This window comes from Pseudomonas sp. QTF5 (assembly GCF_000512695.2).
Lineage (GTDB): Bacteria > Pseudomonadota > Gammaproteobacteria > Pseudomonadales > Pseudomonadaceae > Aquipseudomonas.
The window spans coordinates 39,573-55,751 of the sequence record NZ_AZRW02000007.1 but is presented as its reverse complement, the minus strand read 5'-3'; the positions used below and the strand labels follow the sequence as shown (position 1 = coordinate 55,751).

The 16,179-nt window shown below is 58.7% G+C and carries 11 protein-coding genes and 1 pseudogene; 7 read left to right on the top strand and 5 right to left on the bottom strand.

The window, feature by feature from the left end; genetic code table 11:
* Positions 1-9: 9 nt before the first annotated feature.
* From IC37_RS07850 to IC37_RS07835, 4 genes are all read right to left on the bottom strand, one after another.
* On the bottom strand, positions 10-1,443 hold the full coding sequence (locus IC37_RS07850) for an OprD family porin (protein WP_030128043.1): 1,434 nt from the start codon (positions 1,441-1,443) through the stop codon (positions 10-12).
* A 170-nt stretch (positions 1,444-1,613) separates the two neighbouring features.
* Entirely contained in the window at positions 1,614-3,215 is a 1,602-nt protein-coding gene (locus tag IC37_RS07845; RefSeq protein WP_030128042.1) for an ABC transporter substrate-binding protein, read from the bottom strand.
* A gap of 302 nt (positions 3,216-3,517) precedes the next feature.
* Positions 3,518-5,143, bottom strand: a complete 1,626-nt coding sequence (locus IC37_RS07840; protein WP_030128041.1) for an ABC transporter substrate-binding protein — start codon at positions 5,141-5,143, stop codon at positions 3,518-3,520.
* Between the two features lie 686 nt (positions 5,144-5,829).
* Positions 5,830-6,546, bottom strand: coding sequence for an SIMPL domain-containing protein (locus IC37_RS07835; protein ID WP_030128040.1), 717 nt, complete (start codon positions 6,544-6,546; stop codon positions 5,830-5,832).
* A 386-nt stretch (positions 6,547-6,932) separates the two neighbouring features.
* Between IC37_RS07835 and IC37_RS07830 the strand changes: the two genes are divergently transcribed.
* From IC37_RS07830 to IC37_RS07815, 4 genes are all read left to right on the top strand, one after another.
* Entirely contained in the window at positions 6,933-8,195 is a 1,263-nt protein-coding gene (locus IC37_RS07830; protein ID WP_030128039.1) for an ATP-binding protein, read from the top strand.
* Positions 8,188-8,748, top strand: coding sequence for a response regulator transcription factor (locus IC37_RS07825; RefSeq protein ID WP_007901386.1), 561 nt, complete (start codon positions 8,188-8,190; stop codon positions 8,746-8,748). The genes IC37_RS07830 and IC37_RS07825 overlap by 8 nt, the downstream gene beginning before the upstream one ends.
* A gap of 96 nt (positions 8,749-8,844) precedes the next feature.
* The gene (locus IC37_RS07820) at positions 8,845-10,572 is read left to right on the top strand and encodes an ABC transporter ATP-binding protein/permease (RefSeq protein ID WP_030128038.1); all 1,728 of its coding nucleotides are present in this window, start codon (positions 8,845-8,847) and stop codon (positions 10,570-10,572) included.
* Positions 10,573-10,761: 189 nt separating this feature from the next.
* A complete protein-coding gene (locus IC37_RS07815; RefSeq protein WP_030128037.1) occupies positions 10,762-11,511 on the top strand; it encodes a FadR/GntR family transcriptional regulator in 750 nt (249 codons plus the stop codon).
* 291 nt (positions 11,512-11,802) lie between these two features.
* Here IC37_RS07815 and IC37_RS07810 read toward each other — a convergent pair.
* Positions 11,803-11,993 (bottom strand): annotated as a pseudogene (locus tag IC37_RS07810) (hypothetical protein).
* Positions 11,994-12,205: 212 nt separating this feature from the next.
* Here IC37_RS07810 and kdgD point away from each other — a divergent pair.
* From kdgD to IC37_RS07795, 3 genes are all read left to right on the top strand, one after another.
* Positions 12,206-13,117, top strand: coding sequence for a 5-dehydro-4-deoxyglucarate dehydratase (gene kdgD / locus IC37_RS07805; protein WP_030128036.1), 912 nt, complete (start codon positions 12,206-12,208; stop codon positions 13,115-13,117).
* Positions 13,118-13,190: 73 nt separating this feature from the next.
* Entirely contained in the window at positions 13,191-14,636 is a 1,446-nt protein-coding gene (locus IC37_RS07800; protein ID WP_030128035.1) for an aldehyde dehydrogenase family protein, read from the top strand.
* A gap of 166 nt (positions 14,637-14,802) precedes the next feature.
* Positions 14,803-16,170, top strand: coding sequence for an MFS transporter (locus IC37_RS07795; RefSeq protein ID WP_030128034.1), 1,368 nt, complete (start codon positions 14,803-14,805; stop codon positions 16,168-16,170).
* Positions 16,171-16,179: the final 9 nt, after the last annotated feature.

The following is a 16,179-nucleotide window of genomic DNA, read 5'->3' as shown; positions in this document are numbered from 1 at the left end:
GCATGCGTTTTACAAAATGTTGAACGGGATGGTGGTCACGAGACGGAACTCGTTGATGCTGCCATCCGCCTGGTTTTCGCTGGCGCGGTGCGCGGTGTAGGTCGCGCGAATGGCGGTGGCCTTGAGTGGACCGCTCTGCACGGCGTACGAAGCACCGATGCCGTATTCATAGTGGTGTTCGCCATCCTGGGCCTGGATGCCGTCGTAGCCCTTGCCTGCCACGCCGCCGTTGCCGGTGTAGTGGGTGCCGTCGATGCCCCAGCCGCGAGCCTGGTAGATGTTGAACTTCAGGCCTGGTACGCCGTATTCGGCCATGTTCAGACCGTAGGCGATCTGGAAGGATTTCTCGTTCGGGCCGTTGAAGTCCGACAGCAGGGAGTTGGCCAGGTAGATGCCGTTGGTTTCGTGCAGGTAGTCGAAGTACTCGTTACCGTTCACTTCCTGATAAGAGAAGGTCAGGCTGTGAGCCTGGTGGGTCAGGCCGAACGACAGGGAGTAGGTGTCGTTGTCGATCTCGCCCAGTTTGGCCGAACCCGAATCAACGGTTTTGTAGTAGTTCAGGCCGGTGGTCAGGCTCAGGATGGAACTGTCACCCAGTACATGACTGGCGCCGAAGTAGTACTGGTTCCACAGGTCTTCAGCCTGGGTGCCCCACAGACTGGTGGTCAGGCTGGCGAATGGTGTGTAGGTGATGCCTGCGGTGTTGACGTGATCGGTCTCGGCATCCGAGTTGCCGTATTCGGAGCGGAACTTGCTCAGGCTTTCTTCGGTACGCGGCGATACGCGGTCGAAGGTCCCTACGTCGAAGGACAGGTTGTTCAGCTCTTCGCTGTGGATCGCCACACCTTGGAAGCTCGAAGGCAATGGACGGTTGCCGATCACATCGACCTGCGGGCTGCTGAAGTTCATGCGGCCAGCGGTCAGGGTGGTGTTGGAGACACGGGCCTTGATGTTGGCCAAGCCGATTTTGCTCCACTGACCTTGAGCGTCGCCGCCTTCTTTGGTCAGGGTACGGTTGTTGCCCGCGCCCGGACGAGTGCCCGGTGCGCCACCGTTGTTGGATGCCAGGTTCTCACGATCACGTTCCAGGGCAATGGCGTTGTAGGCCGCCACTTCTGTGCTGAAACCCACGGTGCCTTCGGTGAAGCCCGAGTTGTACTTGATGATGGTGCCTTGGACCCAGTTGATACGACGATCAGTCGGGGTCGAAACGCCATCCTTCTTATAGGCGAACTTGGCACCACGTTTCAGTTGTTCGTTGGCGTACCAGTTACGCGTGCTGCCGGTGACCGATTGGCCTTCGACAAAGCCGGTTGCTTGGGCTTGAGCGCTTTTGGTGTTGACCGTAACCGGGGTGAAAGCCTGGCTCTGGGATTCAGCGTAAGCCGTGGCGGTCACGCTGCTGATGGCCAAGGCCAATAACGCGGTGCTGCTCAGTTTCATGGGTGAAGCTCCTTACTTTCTTTTTTTAATGCCGGTCTTTTTTGGTGATCCGGCTATTTGGTTTGTAACTCACGCAGGCATCGCAAACGTTTGCTATAGGCCAGATTGGCGAATTACGGCAATACGCTTGCGTGAGGGCGGAATCCGCCCCCAGCGTTCTGACTCATCGGTTATTGGTCGATACTGACGCCCGAGAAAACGTTACGACCGAACGGACTCACCTTGAATCCTTCGATTTTGGCGCTCAACGGCTGGTTAACCGTTGAATGGGCGACCGGCGTGATCGGCACCTGCTGCTTGAGGTACTGTTGCGCCTGTTTGTAGAGCACGCTGCGCTGATCGCGATCGGTCACGACCTTGGCCTGCTTGATCAGCTTGTCGTAAGCCGGATCGCACCACATGGAGTAGTTGTTGCCGCCAATGGCATCACAGCTGTACAGCGTGCCGAGCCAGTTGTCCGGGTCGCCATTGTCACCGGTCCAGCCGATCAGGCTGATGTCGTGCTCGCCGTTCTTGGTGCGCTTGATGTACTCGCCCCATTCGTAGCTGACGATCTTCACTTTGAGGCCGATTTTTGCCCAGTCAGCCTGGAGCATTTCGGCCATCAGCTTGGCGTTGGGGTTGTATGGACGTTGAACCGGCATGGCCCAGAGAGTGATTTCGGTGCCTTCCTTGACGCCGGCAGCCTTGAGCAGTTCCTTGGCTTTTTCCGGGTTGTAGGCGGCGTCTTTAATCGTTTCGTCGTAGGACCACTGGGTCGGTGGCATGGCGTTGACCGCCAGTTGGCCGGCGCCTTGATAGACGGCGTTGAGAATGCCTTGCTTGTTCACCGCCATGTCCAGTGCCTGGCGCACTTCGAGCTGATCGAACGGTTTGTGCCGCACGTTATAGGCGATGTAACCGAGGTTGAACCCGGGTTTCTCGATCAGTTGCAGTTTCGGATCATTCTTCAGCGCGGTTACGTCGGCCGGGCGCGGGTGCAGGGTGATCTGGCATTCGTTGGCCTTGAGTTTCTGTACACGCACCGAGGCGTCGGTGTTGATGGCGAAAATCAGGTTGTCGAGCTTGACCCGGCTCGGGTCCCAGTACTGCTTGTTGCCGCTGTAACGGATATTGGAATCTTTCTGGTAGCTCTTGAACACGAACGGACCAGTGCCGATCGGCTTCTGGTTGATGTCGCTCGGCTTACCGGATGCCAGCAACTGGTCGGCGTATTCGGCGGAAAGGATCGCGGCGAAGCTCATGGCGATGTTCTGGATGAATGCGGCGTCGACGCTGTTGAGCGTCATCACCACGGTCAGCGGCCCGGTCTTCTCGACCTTGGCGATGTTCTTGTTGAGGCTCATCCCGTTGAAATACGGGAACTCGGTCGGATAAGCCTTACGGAAGGGTTGCTGCGGATCGAGCATGCGATTGAAGGTGAACAGCACGTCATCGGCATTAAAATCGCGGGTTGGCGTGAAGTACTTGGTTGTATGAAATTTCACCCCTTCGCGCAGGTGAAAGGTGTACTTGAGACCGTCCTCGGAAATATCCCAGCTCGTTGCCAAGCCCGGTACGACGTTGGTGGCGCCTTTTTCAAACTCTGCCAATCGGTTGTACAGCGGCTCGGCGGCGTCGTTATCGGTCGCCGTGGTGTATTGCGCGGTGTCGAAACCGGCGGGGCTGCCTTCGGAGCAGAACACCAGGCTGTTATTGGCGGCCTGGCTGATGGAAGTGACGGCCAGCAGGCCGGTGCCCAGCAATGCGGATAAAACCAAGGTATGGCGCATGACGCTCCCTCTTTTTGTAGTGTTATTCAATACGCCGCAATCCCGTCCGGGGACGTTGTGGCTGCATTGAGCTCAAACCAATACGGGCAGCAAACCGATAGCCCACACAGTCACTGGTCAGAACCCGACGGTAGGGACCGTGGGTCTGGCAGTAAATGCGCTGAGTCCTAAAGACTCGTAGGAAAAGGCAACGCGTCCTAACCCCTAGCTGCGTCAGGCAGCGGATTTGGATGTAGGCAAATTCCTAGATTCTCGGCAGAAAAAAACAGCGGCGACGCTGAAAACGTCGCCGCTACCTTTTCTTATTTGCTGACGCTGACGCCGTAGAAGGAGTTCAAGCCGAATGGGCTGATCTTGAAGTCCTGCACGTTGGCGCGCATGGGTTGGAACACCGTCGAGTGAGCGATAGGTGTCATTGGAACTGCATCTTTGAGGACGTGTTGCGCCTGTTTGTACAGTTCAGTGCGCTTGGCCTGGTCGGTCGTGCGCTTGGCTTCCTTGACAATGCCGTCGAACTTCTTGTCGCACCACTTGGAGAAGTTGTTGCCGCTCAGAGAGTCGCAACCGAACAGCACGTTCAGCCAGTTGTCCGGGTCACCATTGTCGCCACTCCAGCCGATGATCATCGCCTGGTTTTCGCCGCCCTTGGAACGCTTGATGTACTCGCCCCATTCGTAGCTGGTGATCTTGACGTTCAGGCCGATCTTCTTCCAGTCGGACTGGAGCATTTCAGCCATCAGCTTGGCGTTCGGGTTGTACGGACGCTGTACCGGCATCGCCCACAGAACGATTTCGGTACCTTCCTTGACGCCGGCTTCCTTGAGCAGCGCCTTGGCTTTCTCAGGATCGTACTTGGCATCCTTGATGGTGGTGTCGTAGGACCATTGGGTTGGCGGCATGGCGTTGACGGCCAGTTGGCCCGCGCCCTGATAAACCGAGTCGATGATCTGCGGCTTGTTGACTGCCATGTCCAGCGCCTGACGAACTCGCAAGTCGGCCAGCGGGTTCGGCTCGTTGCTGCCCTTGACCTTGTCCATCACGTTGTAGGCGATGTAGCCCAGGTTGAAACCAGCCTGGTCAGGCATTTTCAGTGCCGGGTCTGCTTTCAGTGCCTGCAGGTCAGCCGGACGCGGGAACAGAGTGATCTGACATTCGTTCTTTTTCAGCTTCTGAATACGTACCGACGGATCGGTGGTGATGGCGAAGATCAGGTTGTCGATCTTCACTTCATCAGGCTTCCAGTAGTCCTTGTTCCCGGTGTAGCGGATGTTGGAGTCTTTCTGGTAGCTCTTGAACACGAACGGGCCAGTACCGACCGGCTTCTGGTTGATGTCGGCAGGCTTGCCTTCCTTGAGCAGCTGGGCAGCGTACTCGGCAGACTGGACCGAGGCGAAACTCATGGCCATGTTCTGAATGAACGCGGCATCAACTTCTTTGAGGGTGAACTTGACGGTGTGGTCGTCGACTTTATCGATCTTGGTGATGTTGGTGTCCATCCCCATGTCGGTGAAGTACGGGAATTCGGTCGGGTACGCTTTGCGGAACGGGTCATCCTTGTTAATCATGCGATTAAAGGTGAACAGCACGTCGTCGGCGTTGAACTCACGAGTCGGCTTGAAGTACGGGGTGGTGTGGAACTTGACGCCTTCACGCAGGTGGAAGGTGTAAGTCAGGCCATCATCGGAAATGTCCCACTTGGTCGCCAGGCCAGGAATAACGGCGGTGCCGCCACGCTCGAACTGTGTCAGGCGGTTGAACATGGTTTCTGCAGAGGCGTCGAAGTCGGTTCCGGTGGTGTACTGACCAGGATCGAAACCGGCCGGGCTCCCTTCGGAGCAAAACACCAGGTTAGTCGCCGCGGCGGCGAAAGGTGCGCTGGCTAACAAGCCTGCGCCGACTAAAAACGGAATGACCGCGTGTTTAAGCATGTTGGCCTCATGATTTGTTGTCATTTTTGGATTTTGAGGTACGACCTCGTGAGTCGTTCCTGCGGATACTTATGCAGGGGCCATACCCAATGCAAGGTCCCGAATGGTCACAAGCCTTAAACAGTGGTACGAACGTACCTTAATGTCGCATTTGTATAAATGCTGAGGTATTTGACCGTTTGCGCAGGTTTTTTACGGTGCAAATCGCGCACCGATAGGGGGCGATAAGGACTTCTGGCGCACCCAGTTAGAGCCTGGTGTTACTTATTTATACCCACTCCATAGAGGGTGAGAGGCCGAACGGGTTGATCTTGAAGTCGGTCTCTTCCATGCCAGTGGCTGGAACACCGTCAAGTTCGCAAAGCGGAGCTGGCGGTGAACCGAGCGTTGGATAACGTCGATCCGGCGTAGACACACCGCAAACAATGTGGGAGCGGGCTTGCTCGCGAAGACGGCGGTACATCCAGCATCGCAGTGACTGACACACCGCTTTCTCGAGCAAGCCCGCTCCCACAGGATTCGTGCTGATTTGAAATTGGAATGACCTTGTGGGAGCGGCGGTGCGACTTGCCCGCGATTGACGGCAGATCAATCAAAAGGCCTGACGGACAAACTCCATTTCTTCAGGGCACAAAAAAACCGGCGATCACTTATTGATCGCCGGTTTTTGTTCAACCCTTACCCAATCACTGCATCAACACTTCAATCGCCCCATCCGCCGTCATGCTGACCTGGCTGGTGCCCGCTTCAACCTCGGGCGTTACCGGCGCTGAATCCATGGCCGCGGCTTTCATCATCATCGGCCCGCGCATGTACGGTTGTGGATAACCGTTGCTGTTGAGGTTCAGGTTGACGATTTTGTAGCTCTTGCCGCCCAGGGCATCGGTGGCCAGTTGGGCGCGGGACTTGAAGGCGGTCACGGCTTCTTTGAGCAGGGCGTCTTCGCTGGCCTTGCGGGTTGGGGTGGCGATGGCAAAGTCCATGCCGCCCATTTTCAGGTCGGTGAGCAGTTCGCCGGTGAGCTTGGAGAGGGCGGCGAAGTCCGAGCTTTCCAGGCGCAGTTCCGCGCGTTCACGCCAGCCGGTGATTTTCTGGCCTTTGGTGTCGTAGATCGGGTAGCTGTTGCGGCTGCCCTGGCGCAGGGTGATGTCTTTGACTTCTTTAGCCTGGGCCAATGCTTTGTTCATGGTGGTGCTGACGTCGGCGGCGAGTTTGGCCGGGTCGGTGTTTTGCTCTTCGGTGTAGAGGGTCACGATCATCAGGTCGCGGGCCACTTCCTGGCTGACTTCGGCGCGCAGGGATATCTGGTTGTAATGCAGCTCGTCGACGGCCAGGGCCGGGAGGCTGGCGACGGTGCCAACGCTTAAGGCAAGAAGGGCGGCGCTGCGGCGCAATGTGTGCATGAAAAGCTCCTTGGACGGTGCGCAGGGGTTAAGGTCCGAACCTGCGTGAAACCATCTGACTCTAGCTTCAATGGTCCGGTTCGCACAGTTACAACTTCTATACAGTCTCAAATGGTGCCAGGGCTTTTGTGGCGAGGGAGTCCGCTCCCGCTGGACTGCGAAGCGGGCCCCAACCTTTCGACCGGGTGAATCTGACAAACCGTGCATACCGATTTTACGACTGCTTCGCAGCCGAGCGGGAGCAAGCTCCCTCGCCCCAGGGAAACTCATCGCTGAAGGTAAATCCACGTGCAGTAACTGTGGTCGTTTGCCGCACTTTCGCCTCTCAGGCCCGCGGCTTGGTTATACTCCGTGCGATCCGCCTGGAGCGCTCATCAGGAGAGCTCATGCTCGCCCCCGTTCAAATCACTTCCGCCACTCGCCAGAATCTCTGGCGGCTCACGTTCATTCGCACGTTGGTGCTGGCCGCTCAGGCCGGTTCCGTGGGGCTGGCCTACTGGTTCGACCTGCTGCCGTTGCCATGGGTGCAACTGGCAATGACCCTCGGTTGCTCGATCCTGCTCTGCGTGTTCACCGCCGTCCGCCTGCGTACCTCCTGGCCAGTCACCGAGCTTGAATACGCGCTGCAATTGGCCTGCGACCTGTTTATCCACAGTGCCTTGCTGTACTTCTCCGGCGGTTCGACCAACCCGTTCGTCTCTTATTATCTGGTGCCGCTGACCATCGCCGCCGTGACGTTGCCGTGGCGCTATTCGGTAATTTTGTCCGGTATCGCCCTGGCGCTTTATACGTTGCTGCTGGCGCGGTTCTATCCGCTGGAAACGTTCCCGATCGCCCGCGAAAACTTGCAGATCTACGGCATGTGGCTGAGCTTCGCTCTGGCGGCAGCGGTGATCACGTTCTTCGCAGCCCGCATGGCCGAAGAGCTGCGTCGTCAGGAAGAACTGCGCGCCATTCGTCGCGAAGAAGGCCTGCGCGATCAGCAACTGCTGGCCGTCGCGACCCAGGCTGCCGGCGCCGCCCATGAACTGGGCACGCCGCTGGCGACCATGAGCGTGCTGCTCAAGGAAATGCGCCAGGACCATCCCGACCCGCTGTTGCAGGACGATTTGAGCGTGCTGCAGGATCAGGTCAAACTCTGCAAAGAGACCTTGCAGCAGTTGGTTCGGGCGGCGGAAGCCAATCGTCGCTTGGCGGTGGAGATGCAGGACGTCACCGACTGGCTCGACGAAGCCCTGAATCGCTGGCATCTGATGCGTCCGGAAGCCAGTTACCGCTTCCAGCGCCTTGGCCAGGGGACCGTGCCGCGCATGGCGCCGCCGCCGGACCTGACCCAGGCCCTGCTGAATTTGCTGAACAACGCCGCCGATGCTTGCCCTGAAGGCTTGCAAGTGACCCTGGACTGGAATGCCGAGGACTTGACCATCAGCATTCGCGACCATGGCGCCGGCGTGCCACTGGCCATTGCCGAGCAGATTGGCAAACCGTTTTTTACCACCAAGGGCAAAGGTTTCGGCCTAGGCCTGTTTTTGAGCAAGGCCAGCGTGACACGCGCCGGCGGCTCAGTGAAACTCTACAGTCATGAGGAAGGTGGCACGCTTACCGAGCTGCGCCTGCCCCGTGTCGCCCGAGGAGACGAACATGAGTGACGAGATCCAAGTCGAAGGCGAAGAACTGCCGCATTTGCTGCTGGTAGACGACGACGCAACCTTCACCCGCGTGATGGCCCGCGCCATGGCCCGCCGCGGTTTTCGCGTCAGCACAGCAGGTTCCGCCGAAGAAGGCTTGACCATCGCCCAGGCCGACATTCCGGATTACGCCGCCCTTGATCTGAAAATGGACGGCGACTCGGGCCTGGTGTTGCTGCCCAAGCTGCTCGAACTCGATCCGGAAATGCGCGTGGTGATCCTCACCGGTTACTCGAGCATTGCCACCGCCGTCGAGGCGATCAAGCGCGGTGCCTGCAATTACCTGTGCAAACCGGCGGACGCCGATGACGTACTGGCCGCGCTGCTCTCCGAGCACGCCGACCTCGACACGCTGGTGCCGGAAAATCCGATGTCCGTGGACCGTCTCCAGTGGGAGCACATCCAGCGCGTATTGACCGAACACGAAGGCAACATCTCCGCTACTGCCCGCGCCTTGGGCATGCACCGCCGCACGCTGCAGCGCAAACTGCAGAAGCGCCCGGTCCGTCGCTGAACGGACGCTGAACGATTATCGCCAGCCCTCGCGATAACACGAACCGATCATTTATGATCGGTTCGTGTGTGTTCTTTTCTTTATCGAGCCTTATCCATGAATCAGAACGCTGAATATTCCGCGGTCAACGATGCTGTGCGCGGGCAGTTTTTTCGCAAAGTCTGGGCGATGATCACGCCTTACTGGCGCAGCGAAGAGAAGGGCAAGGCCTGGACGTTATTGATCGCAGTGATCGCGCTGTCGTTGTTCAGTGTGGCGATTTCGGTGTGGATCAACAGTTGGTACAAGGATTTCTACAACGCCCTGCAGAAGAAGGACGAAGCGGCGTTCTGGCAGTTGATTCTGTATTTCTGCGGCATCGCGGCCGTGGCGATTCTCGGCGCGGTGTACCGGCTCTACCTGACCCAGATGCTGACCATTCGCTGGCGGGCCTGGCTCACCGAGAAACACTTCGCCCGCTGGCTCGGCAACAAGAATTACTACCAGCTGGAGCAGGGCGGTTACACCGATAACCCCGACCAGCGGATTTCCGAAGACCTCAACAAGTTCACCACCAACACCTTGGGCCTGGGCTTGGGCTTGATCCGTAACGTCGTCAGCCTGGTGTCGTTCTCGATCATTCTGTGGGGCGTGTCGGGCAGTATCGAAGTGCTTGGCTTCACCATCCCCGGCTACATGTTCTGGTGCGCACTGGTTTACGCCGCTGTCGGCAGTTGGCTGACGCATGTGATCGGTCGTCGCTTGATCGGCCTCAACAACAACCAGCAACGGTTCGAAGCCGACCTGCGTTTCTCCATGGTGCGTGTCCGCGAGAATGCCGAAAGCATTGCGCTGTACAACGGCGAACCGAACGAGAACCGCCGTCTGAGCAGCCGCTTCAGCCTGGTCTGGCACAACTTCTGGGACATCATGAAAGTGTCCAAGCGCCTGACCTTCTTCACCTCCGGTTATGCGCAGATCGCAATCATCTTCCCGTTCATGGTCGCGGCGCCGCGTTACTTCGCCGGCAAGATCGAGCTTGGTGAACTGATGCAAATCAACTCCGCGTTCGGCAATGTGCAGGAGAACTTCAGCTGGTTCATCAGCGCGTACCAGGACCTCGCTGAGTGGCGTGCCACTTGTGATCGTCTGCTGAGTTTCCGTCAGGCCATGACCGACAACGAAGAACGCGCACCGGCCATCGATGTACAGAGTCAGGGCACGGCGTTGAAGGTGCATAACCTTGGCCTCGACCTCGCTGACGGTCGTCATCTGCTGACCAACGCCGACATGACCGTGGAGGAGGGCGAACGCGTCATGCTCAGCGGTCGTTCCGGCAGCGGCAAATCGACGTTGCTGCGGGCGATGGGACACCTTTGGCCGGCCGGCCACGGCAGCATCCGTCTGCCGACGGGGCGTTATCTGTTCCTGCCGCAAAAACCCTATCTGCCGATTGGCAGCCTGCGCGAGGCCCTGAGTTATCCACAGCCGGGCGATACCTACCCGCACGAGCGCTACGTCCACGTGCTGGAAACCTGCCGCTTGCCGCACCTGATTTCGCGTCTGGACGAAGCCAATCACTGGCAGCGCATGCTTTCGCCGGGTGAGCAGCAACGTCTGGCCTTCGCCCGTGCGCTGCTTTATGCACCGCAATGGCTGTACATGGACGAAGCCACTTCGGCGATGGACGAAGAAGATGAGGCGTCGCTGTATCAGGCGTTGATCGACGAGTTGCCGGGTTTGAGCATCGTCAGCGTCGGCCATCGCAGCAGCCTGAAGCGTTTCCATCCACGGCATGTGCGTATCGAGAATGGGCATCTGGTGGACCAGACCGTCACCGCCTGAACACCGCAATCCCCTTGTGGGAGCGGGCTTGCTCGCGAAAGCGGTCTGACATCCAATATTGAGGTGTCTGACACACCGTCTTCGCGAGCAAGCCCGCTCCCACAGGGGATAGTGGATGCTGACGGTGATCGTACAACTCGCATGCGCTATGATGCGGGCTCAGCCGAATTTTTGAGACAAACGTTCACCATGGAAAACCCGATCGACGCACCTCGCCTCCCTCGCAAGCGCCGCAGCCTCGCTCAGGAACTGGTGACGGTGTTGTCCGAGCAGATCCGCGACGGTCACCTCAAACGTGGCGACAAGTTGCCCACCGAGTCGGCGATCATGGAGGCCCATGGCGTCAGCCGCACCGTGGTGCGCGAAGCGATTTCCCGTTTGCAGGCCGCCGGCCAGGTGGAAACCCGCCACGGCATCGGCACCTTCGTGCTCGACACCCCGAGCCCGAGCGGTTTCCGTATCGACCCGGCCACCGTGGTGACCTTGCGCGACGTATTGGCGATTCTGGAATTGCGTATCAGCCTGGAAGTGGAGTCCGCCGGCCTTGCCGCGCAACGTCGCAGCCCTGAGCAGCTGGCGTTGATGCGAGCGGCGCTGGACGCGCTGAATGAAAGCGTCTCCCACGCCAGCGATGCAGTGGCTTCGGATTTCCAGTTCCACCTGCAGATTGCCCTGGCCACCGGTAACCGCTACTTCACCGACATCATGACCCACCTGGGCACCAGCATTATTCCACGCACACGCCTGAACTCCGCGCGCCTGGCCCACGATGACCAGCAGCACTACATGAGTCGCCTGAGCCGCGAGCACGAGGAAATCTACGAGGCGATCGCGCGACAGGATTCCGATGCGGCGCGCGCAGCGATGCGCTTGCATCTGACCAACAGTCGTGAGCGGTTGCGCCTGGCGCATGAAGAGGCGCAGGCGCAGCGGGGCTGAGCGTCGCCAGAAAGGACGCCATCGCGGGCAAGCCCTAAATGCCAGCAGTTAAGCGCAATCCATGTGGGAGCGGGCTTGCTCGCGAAGACGGCGGCATAGTCAACATTGATGTCGCCTGACACACCGCTTTCGCGAGCAAGCCCGCTCCCACAGGTATCGCACCTTAACTGACTGGCATTAGGGCAAGCCCGGCTCCCACAGTGTTTTGTGTGTTCATACTGTCGTGATCGACACAAAACCTGTGGGAGCCGGGCTTGCTCGCGATGGGGCCAGTAGCCTTCAATTTATCTTTCAGATTGTCTTCAAAATTCCCCGATCCACTCTCACCGCCAACTCAGCAGCCCAGGTTTGGCATCGAAAACCGCATGCCCTCGTTCATCCACAAGCGCCCGGGCAATCGGCAAGCCTTTCGACAGCAACTCCAGCGGCGCGCCTTTCAGCGATTGGCCCGAAGCCAGTTCCAGTTTCAATTTGATAGTCATCAGTGATCTCCTTATCAGGCATTGGCCGCTGAATTCAGCACGCCGGTTGGTTGGTAGTCCTTGAGCAGCAGATAAGTGCTCCAGCCCCACCAGTCGTCGCCCGCGATGAAATGCAGTTGACGGTTGTATTTTAAGTTGTACGATGACCTACAACTTCGGCAAAGGCTGAACGGTTTTCTCACACAACGTTGCTACCCAGGGTGTTCGAATAAATGAATCCACAAGAACTGAAGTCCATCCTCTCTTCCGGCCTGCTGTCGTTCCCGGTCACCGACTTCAATGCTCAGGGCGATTTCCATCGCGCGGGCTATATCAAACGTCTCGAATGGCTGGCCCCATACGGCGCCTCGGCATTGTTCGCCGCGGGCGGCACCGGTGAGTTTTTCTCTCTGGCGGCCAGCGAATATTCGGAAATCATCAAGACTGCCGTCGACACTTGCGAAACCAGCGTGCCGATCCTGGCCGGTGTCGGCGGTTCGACTCGTCAAGCCATCGAATACGCTCAGGAAGCCGAGCGTCTGGGCGCCAAAGGCCTGTTGCTGCTGCCGCACTACCTGACCGAAGCCAGCCAGGACGGTGTTGCCGACCACGTTGAAGCGGTATGCAAATCGGTAAAAATCGGCGTGGTGGTCTACAACCGTAACGTCTGCCGCCTGACCGCACCTTTGCTGGAACGTCTGGCCGAGCGTTGCCCGAACCTGATCGGTTACAAGGATGGTCTGGGTGATATCGAGTTGATGGTGTCGATCCGTCGCCGCCTCGGTGATCGCTTCAGCTACCTGGGCGGTTTGCCGACCGCCGAAGTCTACGCCGCGGCCTACAAGGCACTGGGCGTGCCGGTTTACTCGTCGGCGGTGTTCAACTTCATCCCGAAAACCGCGATGGACTTCTACCACGCCATTGCTCGCGAAGATCACGCCACGGTTGGCAAGATCATCGACGACTTCTTCCTGCCGTACCTGGACATCCGCAACCGCAAGGCCGGTTACGCCGTGAGCATCGTCAAGGCCGGGGCGAAAATCGCAGGCTTCGACGCAGGCCCTGTGCGGGCACCGCTGACTGATCTGACGGGCGAAGAGTACGAAATGCTTGCCGCGCTGATCGACAAGCAAGGTGCGCAGTAACACTCGATAAAACCAAGGCCGCTGAGCAATCAGCGGCTTATTGCGTGAGGACTTCTTTTAAAAGGGGCAGCCCGTGACAGATACAAAGCGTTTCGATAACTACATCAACGGCGAATGGGTGGCGGGCAGTGATTACTGCGCCAACATCAACCCGTCCGAGCTGACCGATACCATCGGCGACTACGCCAAGGCTGATCTGGCTCAGGTCCACGCCGCCATCGACGCCGCTCGCGCCGCGTTCCCGGCCTGGTCTACTTCGGGCATTCAGGCACGTCACGATTCACTGGATAAAGTTGGCAGCGAGATCCTCGCCCGTCGCGAAGAGTTAGGCACTTTGCTGGCCCGGGAAGAGGGCAAGACCCTGCCCGAAGCAATCGGCGAAGTGACTCGCGCCGGCAACATCTTCAAGTTCTTCGCCGGCGAATGTCTGCGCCTGTCCGGCGACTATTTGCCGTCGGTGCGTCCGGGCGTCAACGTCGAAGTCACTCGCGAAGCGCTCGGTGTGGTCGGCTTGATCACCCCGTGGAACTTCCCGATTGCGATCCCTGCGTGGAAAATTGCTCCGGCCCTGGCTTACGGCAACTGCGTCGTGCTGAAGCCTGCTGATCTGGTACCGGGTTGTGCCTGGGCGCTGGCGGAAATCATCTCCCGCGCAGGCTTCCCGGTGGGCGTGTTCAACCTGGTGATGGGCAGCGGTCGCGTGGTTGGCGATGCGCTGGTGCAGAGCCCGAAAGTTGATGGCATCAGCTTCACCGGTTCCGTGGGCGTGGGTCGCCAGATCGCTGTTAGCTGCGTCTCGCGCCAAGCCAAGGTTCAGCTGGAAATGGGCGGCAAGAACCCGCAGATCATTCTGGATGACGCCGACCTCAAGCAAGCGGTCGAGCTGTCGGTACAGAGCGCGTTCTACTCCACCGGCCAGCGTTGCACCGCCTCGAGCCGCTTCATCGTCACCGCCGGGATTCACGACAAATTCGTCGAAGCCATGGCCGAGCGCATGAAGTCGATCAAGGTCGGTCACGCGCTGAAAACCGGGACCGATATCGGTCCGGTAGTCTCCCAGGCTCAGCTTGAACAAGACATGAAGTACATCGACATCGGCCAGTCCGAAGGTGCGCGTCTGGTCAGCGGCGGTGGTCTGGTGACGTGCGAGACCGAAGGTTACTTTCTCGCCCCGACGCTGTTTGCCGACAGCACAGCTGCGATGCGTATCAGCCGCGAAGAGATTTTCGGCCCGGTGGCCAATATCGTTCGCGTGGCCGATTACGACGCTGCGCTGGAAATGGCCAACGACACCGAATTCGGCCTGTCGGCGGGCATCGCCACCACATCGCTGAAGTACGCCAACCACTTCAAACGTCATTCCCAGGCCGGGATGGTGATGGTCAACCTGCCGACCGCCGGCGTGGATTACCACGTTCCGTTCGGTGGGCGTAAAGGTTCATCCTATGGATCACGTGAGCAAGGTCGCTATGCGCAAGAGTTTTATACGGTCGTGAAGACCAGCTACATCGGTTCGTAACGCAACACCCACTGTGGGAGCGAGCCTGCTCGCGAAGGTCTTGAGGACGCGGCGGTAAACTTGATGCCCCGCGTCATCGTTGACCACCATCGCGAGCAGGCTCGCTCCCACAGAAAAACCAAAGATTCACCCGCGCATAAAAATAATCAGTGGGAGTACATCTACAATGCAATCGACCAAGCCGACTCACGTCCGCTATTTGATCCTGCTCATGCTGTTTCTGGTGACCACGATCAACTACGCCGACCGGGCTACCATCGCAATCGCCGGCTCCAGCCTGCAAAAAGACCTCGGCATCGACGCGGTCACCCTCGGTTATATCTTTTCGGCATTCGGTTGGGCCTACGTGGCCGGGCAAATTCCCGGTGGCTGGCTGCTGGACCGTTTCGGTTCGAAAAAAATCTACGCGCTGAGCATTTTCACCTGGTCGCTGTTCACCGTGCTGCAGGGCTATGTCGGTGAGTTCGGCATGTCCACGGCGGTGGTTGCGCTGTTCATGCTGCGCTTTTTGGTGGGCCTGGCCGAAGCGCCATCCTTCCCCGGCAACGCACGTATCGTGGCGGCCTGGTTCCCGACCGCTGAACGCGGTACGGCGTCTGCGATCTTCAACTCGGCGCAATACTTTGCCACCGTGTTGTTTGCACCGCTCATGGGCTGGATCGTTTACTCCTTCGGCTGGCAGCATGTGTTCATCGTCATGGGCGTGATCGGTATCGTCTTCTCGGGGATCTGGCTGAAGGTGATCTACAGCCCGCGCCAACACCCGATGATCAACGACGCCGAGTTCAAGCACATCGCCGACAACGGCGGCATGGTCGACATGGACCAGGACAAAGGCAAAGGCAAAAAGGGCGACGGTCCGAAGTGGGACTACATCCGCCAACTGCTGACCAACCGCATGATGCTCGGTGTGTATCTGGGCCAGTACTGCATCAACGGCATCACTTACTTCTTCCTCACCTGGTTCCCGGTGTATCTGGTGCAGGAACGCGGCATGACCATCCTCAAGGCTGGTTTCATTGCCTCGCTGCCGGCGATCTGCGGGTTTATCGGTGGTGTGCTCGGGGGGGTGATTTCCGATTACCTGCTGCGCAAAGGTCACTCGCTGACGTTCGCCCGCAAGGCGCCGATCATCGCCGGCCTGCTGGTTTCCAGCAGCATCGTGGCTTGCAACTATGTGGACGTGGAATGGATGGTCGTCGGCTTCATGGCCCTGGCGTTCTTCGGCAAAGGCGTCGGTGCGTTGGGCTGGGCCGTGGTGTCCGACACCTCGCCGAAACAGATCGCCGGTCTCAGCGGTGGTCTGTTCAATACCTTCGGCAATATCGCGTCGATCACCACGCCGATCGTTATCGGCTACATCATCAGCTCCACCGGTTCGTTCAAATGGGCGCTGGTGTTCGTCGGTTGCAACGCACTGGTGGCGGTGTTCAGCTATCTGGTGATCGTTGGCCCGATCAAGCGTGTGGTGCTCAAAGAGCCGCCTGTCAGCGGTCCTGAAACGAACAGCAAATTATCTGAAGCGCATTCCTGAGGAGCGGCG